At 52.4% G+C, this 13,583-nt stretch carries 16 protein-coding genes and 7 pseudogenes; 5 read left to right on the top strand and 18 right to left on the bottom strand.

The features are described 5' to 3' along the window. Window positions 1–22 precede the first annotated feature (22 nt). The 3 genes and pseudogenes from ACLHV9_RS27055 to ACLHV9_RS27045 all read right to left on the bottom strand — a co-directional run bounded on the left by ACLHV9_RS27055 (window position 23) and on the right by ACLHV9_RS27045 (window position 1,072). Window positions 23–256: a DUF905 family protein gene (locus ACLHV9_RS27055; protein WP_000006003.1), complete on the bottom strand. Its 234-nt coding sequence runs from the start codon at window positions 254–256 to the stop codon at window positions 23–25. A 57-nt stretch (window positions 257–313) separates the two neighbouring features. Then, window positions 314–841 carry a single-stranded DNA-binding protein gene (locus tag ACLHV9_RS27050; RefSeq protein ID WP_000290834.1) on the bottom strand — a complete coding sequence of 176 codons (528 nt, stop codon included), beginning with the start codon at window positions 839–841 and terminating at the stop codon, window positions 314–316. 25 nt (window positions 842–866) lie between these two features. Then, a pseudogene (locus tag ACLHV9_RS27045) lies at window positions 867–1,072 on the bottom strand (single-stranded DNA-binding protein). A 70-nt stretch (window positions 1,073–1,142) separates the two neighbouring features. Here ACLHV9_RS27045 and ACLHV9_RS27040 point away from each other — a divergent pair. After that, window positions 1,143–1,604, top strand: a pseudogene (locus ACLHV9_RS27040) (hypothetical protein). Window positions 1,605–1,689: 85 nt separating this feature from the next. Here the strand turns inward: ACLHV9_RS27040 and ACLHV9_RS27035 are convergent. The 11 genes from ACLHV9_RS27035 to ACLHV9_RS26985 all read right to left on the bottom strand — a co-directional run bounded on the left by ACLHV9_RS27035 (window position 1,690) and on the right by ACLHV9_RS26985 (window position 8,965). Next, on the bottom strand, window positions 1,690–2,253 hold the full coding sequence (locus tag ACLHV9_RS27035; RefSeq protein ID WP_001298559.1) for a class I SAM-dependent methyltransferase: 564 nt from the start codon (window positions 2,251–2,253) through the stop codon (window positions 1,690–1,692). Between the two features lie 46 nt (window positions 2,254–2,299). After that, window positions 2,300–3,661 carry a DUF3560 domain-containing protein gene (locus ACLHV9_RS27030; RefSeq protein WP_000170695.1) on the bottom strand — a complete coding sequence of 454 codons (1,362 nt, stop codon included), beginning with the start codon at window positions 3,659–3,661 and terminating at the stop codon, window positions 2,300–2,302. A 51-nt stretch (window positions 3,662–3,712) separates the two neighbouring features. After that, window positions 3,713–3,943 (bottom strand): hypothetical protein, encoded by a 231-nt coding sequence (locus ACLHV9_RS27025; RefSeq protein ID WP_000218642.1) that lies wholly within the window; start codon window positions 3,941–3,943, stop codon window positions 3,713–3,715. A gap of 1,037 nt (window positions 3,944–4,980) precedes the next feature. Then, the gene (locus tag ACLHV9_RS27020; protein WP_001027493.1) at window positions 4,981–5,172 is read right to left on the bottom strand and encodes a hypothetical protein; all 192 of its coding nucleotides are present in this window, start codon (window positions 5,170–5,172) and stop codon (window positions 4,981–4,983) included. Next, a complete protein-coding gene (locus ACLHV9_RS27015; RefSeq protein WP_001763816.1) occupies window positions 5,169–5,591 on the bottom strand; it encodes a DUF1380 family protein in 423 nt (140 codons plus the stop codon). The genes ACLHV9_RS27020 and ACLHV9_RS27015 overlap by 4 nt, the downstream gene beginning before the upstream one ends. Window positions 5,592–5,637: 46 nt before the next feature. Continuing rightward, entirely contained in the window at window positions 5,638–6,063 is a 426-nt protein-coding gene (locus ACLHV9_RS27010) for an antirestriction protein (protein ID WP_001198928.1), read from the bottom strand. A 417-nt stretch (window positions 6,064–6,480) separates the two neighbouring features. Beyond that, window positions 6,481–7,257, bottom strand: a complete 777-nt coding sequence (locus ACLHV9_RS27005) for a hypothetical protein (protein ID WP_001383963.1) — start codon at window positions 7,255–7,257, stop codon at window positions 6,481–6,483. A 50-nt stretch (window positions 7,258–7,307) separates the two neighbouring features. Then, window positions 7,308–7,742, bottom strand: coding sequence for a DUF1380 family protein (locus ACLHV9_RS27000; protein ID WP_000274503.1), 435 nt, complete (start codon window positions 7,740–7,742; stop codon window positions 7,308–7,310). A 13-nt stretch (window positions 7,743–7,755) separates the two neighbouring features. After that, complete coding sequence (locus ACLHV9_RS26995) at window positions 7,756–7,977, bottom strand: hypothetical protein (protein ID WP_001104881.1); 222 nt, start codon at window positions 7,975–7,977, stop codon at window positions 7,756–7,758. Then, window positions 7,978–8,661, bottom strand: a complete 684-nt coding sequence (locus tag ACLHV9_RS26990) for a DNA methylase (RefSeq protein WP_000085883.1) — start codon at window positions 8,659–8,661, stop codon at window positions 7,978–7,980. A gap of 76 nt (window positions 8,662–8,737) precedes the next feature. Next, window positions 8,738–8,965, bottom strand: a complete 228-nt coding sequence (locus ACLHV9_RS26985) for a hypothetical protein (RefSeq protein ID WP_170942586.1) — start codon at window positions 8,963–8,965, stop codon at window positions 8,738–8,740. On the opposite strand from ACLHV9_RS26985, the gene ACLHV9_RS26980 reads away from it, so the two are divergent. The 3 genes and pseudogenes from ACLHV9_RS26980 (at window position 8,866) to ACLHV9_RS26970 (ending at window position 10,489) form a co-directional block, all read left to right on the top strand. Next, the gene (locus tag ACLHV9_RS26980; protein ID WP_306173356.1) at window positions 8,866–9,072 is read left to right on the top strand and encodes a hypothetical protein; all 207 of its coding nucleotides are present in this window, start codon (window positions 8,866–8,868) and stop codon (window positions 9,070–9,072) included. The genes ACLHV9_RS26985 and ACLHV9_RS26980 overlap by 100 nt on opposite strands. A 105-nt stretch (window positions 9,073–9,177) precedes the next feature. Continuing rightward, a pseudogene (gene parM, locus ACLHV9_RS26975) lies at window positions 9,178–10,137 on the top strand (plasmid segregation protein ParM). A gap of 2 nt (window positions 10,138–10,139) precedes the next feature. Further along, window positions 10,140–10,489: pseudogene (locus tag ACLHV9_RS26970) on the top strand (plasmid partitioning/stability family protein). Between the two features lie 122 nt (window positions 10,490–10,611). Here the strand turns inward: ACLHV9_RS26970 and ACLHV9_RS26965 are convergent. The 4 genes and pseudogenes from ACLHV9_RS26965 to ACLHV9_RS26950 form a co-directional block, all read right to left on the bottom strand. Then, the gene (locus ACLHV9_RS26965; protein ID WP_001333089.1) at window positions 10,612–10,893 is read right to left on the bottom strand and encodes a hypothetical protein; all 282 of its coding nucleotides are present in this window, start codon (window positions 10,891–10,893) and stop codon (window positions 10,612–10,614) included. Window positions 10,894–11,020: 127 nt separating this feature from the next. Continuing rightward, window positions 11,021–11,255 (bottom strand): annotated as a pseudogene (locus tag ACLHV9_RS26960) (type II toxin-antitoxin system RelE/ParE family toxin). Window positions 11,256–12,190: 935 nt separating this feature from the next. Next, window positions 12,191–12,634, bottom strand: coding sequence for a hypothetical protein (locus ACLHV9_RS26955; protein ID WP_370726574.1), 444 nt, complete (start codon window positions 12,632–12,634; stop codon window positions 12,191–12,193). A gap of 69 nt (window positions 12,635–12,703) precedes the next feature. After that, a pseudogene (locus ACLHV9_RS26950) lies at window positions 12,704–12,769 on the bottom strand (IS1 family transposase); the annotation flags it as partial. A gap of 65 nt (window positions 12,770–12,834) precedes the next feature. Between ACLHV9_RS26950 and ACLHV9_RS26945 the strand changes: the two are divergent. Beyond that, window positions 12,835–13,537 (top strand): annotated as a pseudogene (locus ACLHV9_RS26945) (IS6-like element IS26 family transposase). Window positions 13,538–13,583: the final 46 nt, after the last annotated feature.

The following is a 13,583-nucleotide window of genomic DNA, read 5'->3' as shown; positions in this document are numbered from 1 at the left end:
TGATCCCCGTCCGGCACCTCTCTTACTTAAGGATCCCGAAATCACGGATGACATGGTTCATCCAGTACCCGGCACCGTCCTCAAAATTCCAGGTACGCCAGACCATTGTTCCGTTATTACGGACAACCAGGCGAAACTGTTCGCCGTGGTCATCCTCGATAAAGACGTTCCGGTACTGTGCGGCAACGGCTTCGGCCTGTTTGCGGGTAAAAGGACCGTCAGGCAGTCCCTGAAGTATTCTGAAATATTCGCTCATCCTCATATCTCCGGTGATGCCCCGCGCAGGACGGGGCGGTTATCACAGTCAGGCCAGTCAGAACGGGATATCGTCTGAAAACCCGTAATCCTCCCCCTCCGGTGGTTGCGGCTGAGGCTCCGGCTGCGCAGCCTTACGTCCACGGCCTTTCGTTTTCGCGCTCCCTTTTTTCGTCGCGTCAGCACTCTGTGACTGACCATTCTGCTGAGGCTGCGGTTGCACCTGAGCGTTCTGCTGTGGTGCACTCCCCAGCATCTGCATGGTGCCCGTGGTTTTAACAAGGATTTCGGTGACGTAACGGGTAATACCGTTATCTTCCCAGCTACGGGTGCGAAGCTGGCCTTCAATGTAGACCTGCGCCCCCTTACGCAGATATTCACCTGCCACTTCCGCGAGCTTGCCGAACAGCACCACGCGGTGCCATTCCGTCTGCTCCTTCATTTCCCCCGTCTGTTTGTCGCGCCAGGTTTCTGACGTGGCCACCTGCAGGTTTGCCACTGCGCCCCCGTTGGGGATGTAACGGACTTCCGGATCTTTTCCCAGACGACCGACAAGAATGACCTTGTTAATGCCACGAACTGCCATGATGTGTCTCCTTCTGTTGATGTTTTCAGCCCCCATCATCTGTTGAGTTTCGGGAGCCGCGGTTTTGACGTTTTGCGGGGACCTGCCTTTTGTTCCCTCCGGTATTCACCATCACCTGTTTGAGAACCTTCGCCGCAAGGGGCATCACTGCCACGGCCTGACGCACCTGTCCTGGGCAGAACGCAAAATTTTTTACCGGGTTTTGGGTAAAAAATTTTGTGGGCTGTTCATTTACCCTGGACAGTCAGTGCGGCAGGTTGTGGCTGTCTATGCCCCCGGCGACAGGGGCTTAAACAGGTGAATGGCACCGGACAGAACAACGGGCAGGGACCCGCCGCAACGACGTGAAGCGCGGTTTGCGAAACGGCGTTGCTCCTTACATCCCGGCGTCTTTTGCCGGGATGCCGGGAGCGCAGGCCACGGCGCGACAAGGGTGGCGCGACCGTTCCGGTCGCTGCAAACCCGGGTTTTTGCGTCAGGGATGGAAGCCCGCCAGGGCGGAGACAGCTTCGCTGGCTCCGTTCACGACAGCCCGCCCCGCCAGGGGGACGCCCGGAAAAGGCATAAGCAGGAGAACAACAAAACAGACAATAATCAGGGCAGTAGAAAAAAGAAGAACAGTAGCAGTAGCAGTAGCAGTAGCAGTAGCAGTAGCAGTAGCAGTAGCAGGAACAACAACATCATCAGTAACAGACAAATGACAGGTCTGAAAAGACAGAAGCCCCCATCAGAACGTCCGCGTAATGAAAGGGGCGGCGCGTGAGCGCGGCCCCTTTCAGCGCCACCGGCGCGCGGTTTTTTCCCGGCGCGGACAGACGGGCATTTATCCTCCCGCCAGCCCTGTGTCATCAGGCACGCAAACGAATAATCATCGTCGGGACATCGGTATAAGCAAACGTGCCGCGCGGCAGCTCCTCGCGGACGTCAGAAAACGGTAACAGCTTCTCCTGCTGGCGTGGCCCGTTGAGACAGACGGCAACCAGAACGCCCCCCGGACGCAACAGGGAAAAAGCCCGCAGGATATGCCGGATATCCTGCCCGTGACTGAACGGCGGATTCATAATGATCCGGCTGTAATACTGCACCGACTGCCATTCCATGAAGTCGCCACACTGTACCCTGACACCGTTAAAATTTTCCCGCAGATACCGGACCAGCCCGCTGTTAATCTCCACCGCATCACACATGGCCTCCGGCGCGGTATCCCGAATCGCCCGCAGTATGGCCCCGGTGCCGGCAGAGGGTTCCAGAATGTGATCACGGTTGCTGATTTCCGCCAGCGTCACCAGGCGATCACAGATCGGGGCAGGACTCACAAAAAGCTGAGATTCAGCCCGGATTTCAGCAACCGGCGCGGCGTTATCCAGCCTTGCGCGCATCAGCCGGATACGTTCTCTTAACTGACTGTGCATATCATTATCTCCGTCATCCCCCGGGGATTTCCCGGGGGGATATACCTTATTTCTGTGGGATTTCCGTGATTTTCATGTCGGTGATATACACATTCACCAGACGGAAATTATTGTCCATTGTGCGGCGGTAGCGGTATGCCCCGTGGTCTTCTGCTTCTTCCACACTGCGCACGGCCTTACAGTCCCGGGGCAGGGCGGCCCACTGCGCCTTTGTCATTTCCCGGAAACCTTCCCCCGGATAGTTGACTACCGGCGGACGCTTCGCGGCCTGACTGGCGACGGCAGCCTCTTCTGCCGATGGTGCTTTGTAGTCCGTGATGCGATCGGGCGTCACTTTCATCGTGCCGCTGTACCCGAGAAAACTGTAATTTGGCGTTGTGACTGAACTCACCGCCCCGTTGCTTTTGTTCACGCGGATGATAGTCAGCCACTCGCCCCGGCTGAAAACCTGTCCGCCCGGCTCAAAATCCTGTGTCCGGGTAACCACGCCGCCGCTTTCGTCCAGCATGGCACGCTCATAGATCAGGCGGTTCTGATAGTGGTTAACCCAGCGTTGCTGATGCTGAATCTGCCGTTCATGACAGCGGATCGCAATTTCGCGGGCCTGCTCCGTGGTGATGATGTCATCATCCAGGGCCGACCATAACGACCGGCTCCCTTCATACTGGCTTTTTTCTGCCGGGCGCGGATACGTATCCAGCGGGAAACAGGCGCTGATATGGTCATGACTGCTGATGAGTTTTGCCATATTCAGATCCAGCGATTCAGCCCGCCACATCGTCAGATATTTCTGCGACTGTGCGATGGTCTTTTCAGCCTTGCGCAAATCAGCTTCGATTTTTTTGATACGACGCCAGCGAACGTCCGGGCGTTCTTTATACTTCGCGTGAAGCAGTGCCGACCGCGCCCGTTCTTCCCAGTATTCCGCACGTTCAAAGAGCATCACGGCACGTTTCATGCCGTTTTCAATACGCTGCGCATCACGACGGGCGCGGCGTTCGCTGTGATGCCCCACAAGAATGGGCTGACCGGGCGGGATCATCGCGGCCAGTCTTTCCACTTCATCAAGTGCCTGTGCGGATTCACTGGCCCGCTTTCCGCTGTATCCGGTAAACCGCTCCGCCCGTGCTTCCTGACGTTCAGCGAGCGTGCTGTCTTCATCCTCAATCTCTCCGGCAAGTGAGAGGAGCACGTCTTCCCGGCCCGGTGTCCAGGCTGGCGCGACAAACAGCGCCTGTCTGGGTGCCCAGCGGAAACCGGCATCATGCACTTTTTTATACGTCTCCGGGTCAAGACGTGACGCGGCATACAGGCGCAGTTTGTTGTCATCCGGTGAGTAGGTCGCGCGGTACATCTGCACAGGGCTGGCGGCTTCCGGGGCGGTCATGGTGATTGCAGCTAATGTCATAAAATGTTCTCCTTCCGTCTGTTGCCGCCCCTCGCGGGGCGGCTCACCTCATCAGTTAAAAGCGCGTTTCAGTTCGAGTGTGCGGAGCACCTGCCCGAAAGCCGTATTTTTCATGGCGGGGATGTGTACACCACGTCCCCGGTGAAAACTCCGGGCAATGTGTCGCCCGAAGGCTTTCAGCACGGGGTCAATTTCCGGCGCGGGGATGTCTTCGCGTCTGAAACGGGGATGACGGCGGGGCTTTACAGCCGCTGCGGAAGGTGAAACAATACTTACCGTCATAAATGAAACTCCTTATGACTGTTGAATGGAACCGCAGAAACTGCTCGAACAGTTTTTGCGGTGTGGATTAAGCAGGTCCTCCCCGGCCTGCTTTTTTCATATCTGCGTCTGACGTTCTCCGGTGTTTTCCTCCTTCTGTTCCTGCGTTCTCATTACCTGCCAGCCGGATGACTGACAGAACAAATAAATGCGTATTGCCGGAGCCTGAAATAAATCCTGATTTTTAAAGAACATCACCCGTTGAGTTTCGGGAGCCGCGGTTTTGACGTTTCGCGGGAACCTGCTGCTGTATTCCCTGTGGTATGAACTTCACCCGTTTGAGAACCTTCGCCGCAAGGGGCATCACTGCCACGGCCTGACGCACCTGTCCTGGGCAGAACGCAAAATTTTTTACCGGTTTTTGGGTAAAAAATTTTGTGGGCTGTTCATTTACCCTGGACAGTCAGTGCGGCAGGTTGTGGCTGTCTATGCCCCCGGCGACAGGGACTCATACGGGTGTGTGGCACCCGGCAGGCAATGAGCAGGGGCCCGCCGCAACGACGGAGAGCGCGTGCGCGAAACGGCGTTGCCCCTTACATCCCGGCGGCCTTTTGCCGGGATGCCGGGAGCGCAGGCCACGGCGCGACAGAGGCGGCGCGACCGGAACGGTCGCTGCAAGCCAGGGGTTTTCACGCATCGGACCGTAGCGGCAGCCCGAAACCGCGCCAGCGGGTTCGGCGGAGACTGGCAGGTGCGCCAGCAGCTGCCTGTCGGAGTCGGGCCTGACGACCGGATGCCGCCAGGCAGCCGGGAGCCGAAGGTGCGCCCGGCAGACAGAACAACACTGCAGTAGTCAGAATCAGAGCAGCAGATAAAGGAACAACAACATCAGGAACAGTTCCATAACATAAGAAAGAAACACTCCTGAGTCAGACACATCACAGACGGGAAGGGTAACGGGCGACGCGCCAGCGTGGCCCGCTTCCCTTCCGGCAGGCGTCAGCCTGCCAGGGGTTTTCGCGCGGGCTGACAGGCGGCCTCCACCGCCTGCCCCTGTATCACCTGTTTATGCTGCCCTGAAGGATGTAGTGACCGCCGAGGAATACAGCCTGCTGATTCGCCACAAAATCGCAGATTTCATCAACAATCTGCGCAGTGGTGAGCGGTTTCTGCCCCATTTCACGACGCCGCGCATTAATCACGGCTTTGTAATTGCGCAGAATTTCGCGGGTTTCTGTGCTGATATTCATGACATGTGCTCCCCGTCCAGCGCCTGTAACACAACGTCCATTGCTTCGCGTTCTTCCCTGACGAATGCGTCACCGTCGCCCCCGTTCTCGCTCCCGACGGCATACAGGCGCTTCATTTCACTGCCTGCCAGCGCCATCACTTTTTCCAGCATCACCGCCGGAACTGTCACCTGACGGCTGGCGCGCTTTTCTTCCATCAGCTCACGAACAACGTCGTGAACAATGCTGACATCCGCACCATGCGCAAAGGCATCGTCCAGTCGCTGCATGACGGTTTCCAGCTCATCGTCTGTCAGACTCCAGTCCTGGGCTATGTGACGCACATCCCCACGGGTCAGCACCACGGCAAAAACGCATTCACTGTCCGGCACGTCTGTATCCAGCACTTCGCGGATAATTTCTTTAACAGTACAGTACATGTTCTCGTCTCCTTTACAGGGGCGGCATTGCCGCCCCGTCCGTTAATCAGTCCAGTGCCGCGTAAATCGCGTTGCATTCGGGGTGAAATTCGATGTGACGCCACAACTGCGCATCGCGCATCCGGTAAAGCTGGGTCAGTCCTGCATCCCCGCTGTCGTGGTACAGCCACAACTGGCGGTTAATCACAAGGGAAGTCAGAATGATGCCTGCGGCATCAGCACTCACGGTACGGTCAAACCAGTTTGCACCGTTCACCATGTGGAAACGGTCGCCATCCGGCATCATGTAACCGCCACCGTCCGGCAGGCGGATGAAGTGCCAGAAGCCTCCCTGATATTCCGGCATCATTTTTTGCGCCAGCGCGTACACATACGCCTCGGCATACAGAAAATCGTTGCCAAACAGATACGGTAGAAAGGAGAGACGGTCGCACTCTTCAACGTTCAGAGTGACAGGTTTCGCATATTGCATGATGTTTTCCTCCGTTGTTCACATATTCCGCGACACCGGGCGGTGCCGTGCCTCCATAAAAGCCGGGCGATAAGGCGGGGATGCACAGGGCGCAAGGGAAGCCGCAGCCTGACGCACACGGCTGGCGGGAGTTGGAGGGTGAGACCGCGAAATCTGAGCGGGTGAACGACCGGAAAATCACGGCAGACGGGAAGGAGGGACCGGGTGACCGCAGCGGCGAAGCGTACCCTTGCATCCCTGCCAGCCCGGCTACGATGGAGGCACGGCACAGCCCGCACACGACGCTGAGGCCACATAACTGAAAACCCACAAGGCCATGCCCCGCATGGCCGGGTAAAGCGGAGCCGGCGGCGACTTCCTTTGTGCTCTGTCCGGGGACCGGCAGGAAAAAGGCGGGGATTTACCCCGCCAACGTCATCATTTCCGGATTTTTGCCAGGGCATCCGCCATGCTGCGGATTTCGGCCCGGGCTTCCCGGACCACCTCCCGCAGAACACCACGGTCAAACCAGCGGCGGGGCGGTTCATCCGGTATACGCAGCACATCGCAGGCCAGCCCACTGGACAGGATATGCTCAATACAATCGCTGACCAGGTACATTTCCACCGACGAAAAACGTGCTCCCCGGTTCACGATGGCATCGAGCACCACGGGCAGGTTTTCGTCATCTTCATCGAGCCAGCAGGGGTGATCGCTTTCCTTCACAACCAGACGAAAGCGGCGCGTCTGGCGAGTCAGCAACGTCTGACCGGTGGTGGTCAGCGCCGCCCGGATACGCCGCGCATCTTCTGCCACCCGGCAACTGACACTGCGTACCGCATCGCGCACCGCCGCAAGTACAGCCCTGATTTCGTCTTCGGTCAGCCATTCTCCGGCATACGGGAAAGACACCTGCGTTCCGTCTGCCGGAAGTACCGGCAGCGACTGCCACTGACTGCCGGACAGTACCAGTTCCGCCCCGGTTCCGGTCAGTTTCTGAATGGCGGAGGCCAGGAGCGGCGGCAGTACGCCGCCGTGACGGTTGATAAGTAACGTCGCCAGCCGGGGCGCATCCAGCAGAACATAAATGCTGATCCAGCCCGGATACTTCGGGTTACGCTGGTCAACATCCGTCTCTTCCGGCCAGCCCTGCGCCAGCAGCAGGTTGCGGGCGTGACGACAAATCAGTGCGTTCAGCGTGCTGTTTTCGTTCATGATTAAGCGTTCTCCCTGTATCGCCGCCCGCAGGGCAGGCGGCGATAACATCAGTCGTTTTCGTGTGTGTTGTTTTTCAGCAGGGTGCGGGCCTGATTAACCACCTCCTGACGGCGGGTGACGCATTCCGGGACGGCGAGGCCATGATCCCGGGCGGCCCATTCACGTTTCCACAATGCCTGTTCAGCGGTCTGAATCAGGGACGCCAGCAGTTCAGCAGGGACGGTCACCAGGCGGTTTTCGCTCTCGTTGCGGATAATCTCCATCACCGCAGCGGAAGAAATACCGGACTCAATCCGCTGGTCTTCCGGGATGTCCTCCAGGCGTGCCAGGACGGTCCTGATTTCATGACCGGTCAGAGAAATTTCCATACCGTCAGCCAGTGCCTGAATCTCTTCCGGGGACCAGATAACCAGCATCAGCGGCATGTCTCCCGGATACTTTACTGCCAGCTCCCGGCATAGCGTTTCGCATGTTCCGTACATTCTCGTCTCCTTCTCAATCTTTAAAGCACGCTTCCAGTTCCAGAATTTCGGTATATGCCTCCATCAGGAGGCGGTTTGCGCGAAACAGCGTCTGACGCACCAGACGTTCCGGCAGGGTGTCGGCATTAAAGCTGTACCGCTGCTCCATCTCATTCATGGTTGTACGCAGGTCGCACATGGCATTGGCCACCTCCGCCACTTCGGCGCGCAGTTTTTCGTGTCCTGCATAGTTCATTTACGCAGCCTCCGGCATAAACCAGTCATCATTCGCGGCCCCCTGCTGCATGGCCCGTTGCACGGCGGCAAGGCGTTGCTGCCCGGCACGGTGATACTGCTCAAGCAGCTCGATACCGATATACCGGCGTCCGGACTGGAGGGCGGCGACGCAGGTTGAGCCGCTGCCTGCAAACGGGTCCAGCACAATTGCGTTCGGGTGTGTGAAGCTCTCAATCAGCGGTTGCAGGCTGGTAACGGGCTTTTCCGTCGGGTGATGGCGATTGCCCGAATATTTCCAGCCCAGCACGTCCGGCAGCGGGTTTTGTGGCAGACGTGGACGGCCTTTTGCCAGGATGTAGGCACATTCGTGGCGATAGCCCACATATGCGGCCTTCGATGTGTAGTTTTTGGTGAAGACCAGGTGACCAACAACGCTGAATCCCGCATTTTTCCAGGCGGCCATAAAGCGATCGACGCGGTTCCAGCCATAGAAGCTCACCATTAACGCGTCTTTTTTGAGTACGCGGTACATTTCATTACAGGCTGGTTGCAGCCATTCATCGGTTTTATCGCCGGCGATGGTGCGCCCGGAACGGTCACGGAAACCGACGAGATACGGCGGGTCGGTGAGGATGAAATCGACAGCATTGCCCGGAAACGTGGCCATAACACGCACGCAGTCACCCAGGATAAAACGGGACATAACAGCACTCCTTCTCTTACAGAGGGCACCGGGAGGGCACCCCTGTGGTGCCCGTTCCCCGCTGCCTGTGGGCTGTTCACCGCGTCCGGTAACGGGTCAGGCCGACCGTGGAATACCGCAGCCGTCGTCTTTTTGACGGCGAGGATATGCCGCGAAAGCGGCTTGAAGGGCGTTCATCAGAAAAGGGCGACGGGCTGGCGTACACTGTCACCAACGCCAGCCGGGAGCGGTAAAAGCGCCCGTCCCGTGCCCGGCCGGACGCGGGACACTGACCACAGGCAGCGTTCCTGCCGCGCCGCGTCAGCCGGCGCAGTAAAAAGAGGAGCCCGGCGACATCTTTTGTTACCCGCCAAACAAAACCCAAAAACAACCCATACCCAACCCAATAAAACACCAAAACAAGACAAATAATCATTGATTGATGGTTGAAATGGGGTAAACTTGACAAACAAACCCACTTAAAACCCAAAACATACCCAAACACACACCAAAAAAACACCATAAGGAGTTTTATAAATGTTGGTATTCATTGATGACGGTTCAACAAACATCAAACTACAGTGGCAGGAAAGCGACGGAACAATTAAACAGCACATTAGCCCGAACAGCTTCAAACGCGAGTGGGCAGTCTCTTTTGGTGATAAAAAGGTCTTTAACTACACACTGAACGGCGAACAGTATTCATTTGATCCAATCAGCCCGGATGCTGTAGTCACAACCAATATCGCATGGCAATACAGCGACGTTAATGTCGTTGCAGTGCATCACGCCTTACTGACCAGTGGTCTGCCGGTAAGCGAAGTGGATATTGTTTGCACACTTCCTCTGACAGAGTATTACGACAGAAATAACCAACCCAATACGGAAAATATTGAGCGTAAGAAAGCAAACTTCCGGAAAAAATTACATTAAATGGCGGGGATACATTCACAATAAAAGATGTAAAAGTCATGCCTGAATCTATACCGGCAGGTTATGAAGTTCTACAAGAACTGGATGAGTTAGATTCTTTATTAATTATAGATCTCGGGGCACCACATTAGATATTTCTCAGGTAATGGGGAAATTATCGGGGATCAGTAAAATATACGGAGACTCATCTCTTGGTGTCTCTCTGGTTACATCTGCAGTAAAGATGCCCTTTCTCTTGCGAGAACAAAAGGAAGTAGCTATCTTGCTGACGATATAATCATTCACAGAAAAGATAATAACTATCTGAAGCAACGAATTAATGATGAGAACAAAATATCAATAGTCACCGAAGCAATGAATGAAGCACTTCGTAAACTTGAGCAACGTGTATTAAATACGCTCAATGAATTTTCTGGTTATACTCATGTTATGGTTATAGGCGGTGGCGCAGAATTAATATGCGATGCAGTAAAAAAACACACACAGATTCGTGATGAACGTTTTTTCAAAACCAATAACTCTCAATATGATTTAGTTAACGGTATGTATCTCATAGGTAATTAATGATGGACAAGCGCAGAACCATTGCCTTCAAACTAAATCCAGATGTAAATCAAACAGATAAAATTGTTTGTGATACACTGGACAGTATCCCGCAAGGGGAACGAAGCCGCCTTAACCGGGCCGCACTGACGGCAGGTCTGGCCTTATACAGACAAGATCCCCGGACCCCTTTCCTTTTATGTGAGCTGCTGACGAAAGAAACCACATTTTCAGATATCGTGAATATATTGAGATCGCTATTTCCAAAAGAGATGGCCGATTTTAATTCTTCAATAGTCACTCAATCCTCTTCACAACAAGAGCAAAAAAGTGATGAAGAGACCAAAAAAATGCGATGAAGCTAATAAATTAATTCAATTATTATTGAGTTCCCTTTATCCACTATCAGGCTGGATAAAGGGAACTCAATCAAGTTATTTTCTTACCAGTCATTACATAATCGTTATTATGAAATAATCGTTTGCACTGTCTCTGTTATTCAGGCAATTTCAATAAAGGCACTTGCTCACGCTCTGTCATTTTCTGAAACTCTTCATGCTGCATTTCGATTTTTCTTCTAAAATCATAACTTGCATACCTGTTCTTTTTATGTATATCCAGATCTATTTTTGTGACGAGTTCAAACCACAATGATAGCACTCCCCATGCAGCGTTATGAAACATTTCCGCAACAGATTTAGAGTCTGTATTAACCGCTTCAGTCATGTAGTCGCTAATACGTTCTGCAGTGATTTTCGTTATTTCATCGTAATTCATTTTATCCCCTACAAGACTATTTAATGGAATGAAAAATATTTGGTCTGATAACAATGCTCCTGAATTAACACCTGCAGGCTATGTTAAAGTTGCCCTCACACACAATCTACCTGTTTTCTCGTGTGTGTCACAGGCGCAATACATAAATAGTCTGGCCATTAAGTTCGTAACGGATTTCGTACTCGCCAGCAAAAATCCGTCTGACATCCCTGGTTTCAAACTGAAACAACTGTTCATCCCATACGTGGATGAGTTAACAGAATGACCGGCGCCTGTGTCAGGGACTACACCGTTTTGGCTGCAGCTGGTTTACTGACCAACGCCAGAAAATCATATAACTGCGTCAATGTCAGCGTATCCAGCGCGACTGTATTATTTTTCTCTGCAACCAGAATATTGCATTAGGTTATTACCAGGTGTTCTAATGTACAGGTAAAGACGTTCTTTATAATCTGAAATCTCTACTTTTAATCCCTCAGACTTTGCCTGCTGAAAGCCCTCGTCAAGGTGCGCTTTTATTAGGTTAATGTCTGGATGTCTTGTATCGGGGGCAATTCTGTATTGGTGTAACGATGGGGTGGATGTTCCCTGCAATAAGACCTCCAGATAGAGATTGGCACAACCATTCCCATTATTTCTAATAGTTTATTGGTAATCACAAACTGTATATTTAGCCATTATATTGAATCCTGTGAAGTAAACGGCGACGGCTCAAAATTTTATCAAACCTAAGATAATTCTACCATCAAAGTTAATAATTTGAATTTATATGACGGCTCTATGGGGGGGTAAAAATCCCCGTGCAGAGAGGCGATTTTCAGAGTTGAAAACGTCGTCGTTAAGAACACCAAAGTCAGTACCACCAACCCGGAAAGTAGCTTCATGCACCGGGACAACAGCAGTTTTGGTGTCCGAAATCGTACAATTCTGTACATCTACGCAAGGAAATGTACGGAAGTAAGCCAAATGGTTATCGGACGGTCGGAACATTTCGTACAGCCTTTACGTTCAGTGAGTTAGCTGGCCTAGATGTAACCACTCGTTCAACTCAATTCTCTTAGCGTGGGAAAATTTCCGTTTTCCAAGCGGCCCCCTCAAGCGGACCCCTTATAGTACAATAATTTTCGATATCCAAACTGCCCCCAATTACATCTCCAGTCTCTGGCAGCAGAGATCATATATTTCCATTGCCGCCGTAGCCACGATATTCTGGCTATTCACAAAAACAATTTAGCCCCAAAGCGCAGTAAAAAAGTACACTATGAAGGTGTATGATACCTTCATAGTGCTTAAGTAATTATGAGTAATATAATCTGTGTAAACTACTAATTGCTTCACCGTCAGTGATTAAATGCGTAGCTGTTCCTTGTCTTATATAATACCTATTTTCAAAATGACAGACTTCTCCGACACTTTTTATTTCGATTTTTAAAACATGCAGTCCTTCATATGAACATAATGAAATATCTTTTAGTATTTGTTGTTTCAAAGCCTCATTAAAATTAAATGATTCTATTTTTTGTTTTATGAACAGAAAGTAATTATCTATGTTTTTTGATTGAATTACAGCTTCATGATCAATTCCATTGATATAATAGCCATTGCACTCAATAGGGGTAACACCATATAAAGTCTTAACTCTGTCTGCCGTAGCTTTGGTATCGGAAACACCAACTAAAATATAACCATTAGATTCTCTACCGATGTTATTTATGGCGACAGCCGTTTGGACTATATTAATGAAACATTCTTCGTCTATTTTATTCTCGCCTGAGAGAATAAATAATCCCTGTTTGGTAATGACTCCAACTTATTGATAGTGTTTTATGTTCAGATAATGCCCGATGACTTTGTCATGCAGCTCCACCGATTTTGAGAGGCACTGTTGCAAATAGTCGGTGGTGATAAACTTATCATCCCCTTTTGCTGATGGAGCTGCACATGAACCCATTCAAAGGCCGGCATTTTCAGCGTGACATCATTCTGTGGGCCGTACGCTGGTACTGCAAATACGGCATCAGTTACCGTGAGCTGCAGGAGATGCTGGCTGAACGCGGAGTGAATGTCGATCACTCCACGATTTACCGCTGGGTTCAGCGTTATGCGCCTGAAATGGAAAAACGGCTGCGCTGGTACTGGCGTAACCCTTCCGATCTTTGCCCGTGGCACATGGATGAAACCTACGTGAAGGTCAATGGCCGCTGGGCGTATCTGTACCGGGCCGTCGACAGCCGGGGCCGCACTGTCGATTTTTATCTCTCCTCCCGTCGTAACAGCAAAGCTGCATACCGGTTTCTGGGTAAAATCCTCAACAACGAAGAAGTGGCAGATCCCACGATTCATCAACACGGATAAAGCGCCCGCCTATGGTCGCGCGCTTGCTCTGCTCAAACGCGAAGGCCGGTGCCCGTCTGACGTTGAACACCGACAGATTAAGTACCGGAACAACGTGATTGAATGCGATCATGGCAAACTGAAACGGATAATCAACGCCACGCTGGGATTTAAATCCATGAAGACGGCTTACGCCACCATCAAAGGTATTGAGGTGATGCGTGCACTACGCAAAGGCCAGGCCTCAGCATTTTATTATGGTGATCCCCTGGGCGAAATGCGCCTGGTAAGCAGAGTTTTTGAAATGTAAGGCCTTTGAATAAGACAAAAGGCTGCCTCATCGCTAACTTTGCAAC

The organism is Enterobacter sp. CPE_E890 (assembly GCF_046521475.1).
GTDB lineage: Bacteria > Pseudomonadota > Gammaproteobacteria > Enterobacterales > Enterobacteriaceae > Enterobacter > Enterobacter adelaidei.
The sequence above is the reverse complement of the archived record's forward strand: the minus strand, read 5'-3'. Positions and strand labels throughout refer to the sequence as shown.

Coding starts and splice junctions, on each gene's coding strand:
- ACLHV9_RS27055 (WP_000006003.1), bottom strand. CDS start 256: ATGAGCGAATATTTCAGAATACTTCAGGGACTGCCTGACGGTCCTTTT.
- ACLHV9_RS27050 (WP_000290834.1), bottom strand. CDS start 841: ATGGCAGTTCGTGGCATTAACAAGGTCATTCTTGTCGGTCGTCTGGGA.
- ACLHV9_RS27035 (WP_001298559.1), bottom strand. CDS start 2,253: ATGCACAGTCAGTTAAGAGAACGTATCCGGCTGATGCGCGCAAGGCTG.
- ACLHV9_RS27030 (WP_000170695.1), bottom strand. CDS start 3,661: ATGACATTAGCTGCAATCACCATGACCGCCCCGGAAGCCGCCAGCCCT.
- ACLHV9_RS27025 (WP_000218642.1), bottom strand. CDS start 3,943: ATGACGGTAAGTATTGTTTCACCTTCCGCAGCGGCTGTAAAGCCCCGC.
- ACLHV9_RS27020 (WP_001027493.1), bottom strand. CDS start 5,172: ATGAATATCAGCACAGAAACCCGCGAAATTCTGCGCAATTACAAAGCC.
- ACLHV9_RS27015 (WP_001763816.1), bottom strand. CDS start 5,591: ATGTACTGTACTGTTAAAGAAATTATCCGCGAAGTGCTGGATACAGAC.
- ACLHV9_RS27010 (WP_001198928.1), bottom strand. CDS start 6,063: ATGCAATATGCGAAACCTGTCACTCTGAACGTTGAAGAGTGCGACCGT.
- ACLHV9_RS27005 (WP_001383963.1), bottom strand. CDS start 7,257: ATGAACGAAAACAGCACGCTGAACGCACTGATTTGTCGTCACGCCCGC.
- ACLHV9_RS27000 (WP_000274503.1), bottom strand. CDS start 7,742: ATGTACGGAACATGCGAAACGCTATGCCGGGAGCTGGCAGTAAAGTAT.
- ACLHV9_RS26995 (WP_001104881.1), bottom strand. CDS start 7,977: ATGAACTATGCAGGACACGAAAAACTGCGCGCCGAAGTGGCGGAGGTG.
- ACLHV9_RS26990 (WP_000085883.1), bottom strand. CDS start 8,661: ATGTCCCGTTTTATCCTGGGTGACTGCGTGCGTGTTATGGCCACGTTT.
- ACLHV9_RS26965 (WP_001333089.1), bottom strand. CDS start 10,893: ATGAATTACGATGAAATAACGAAAATCACTGCAGAACGTATTAGCGAC.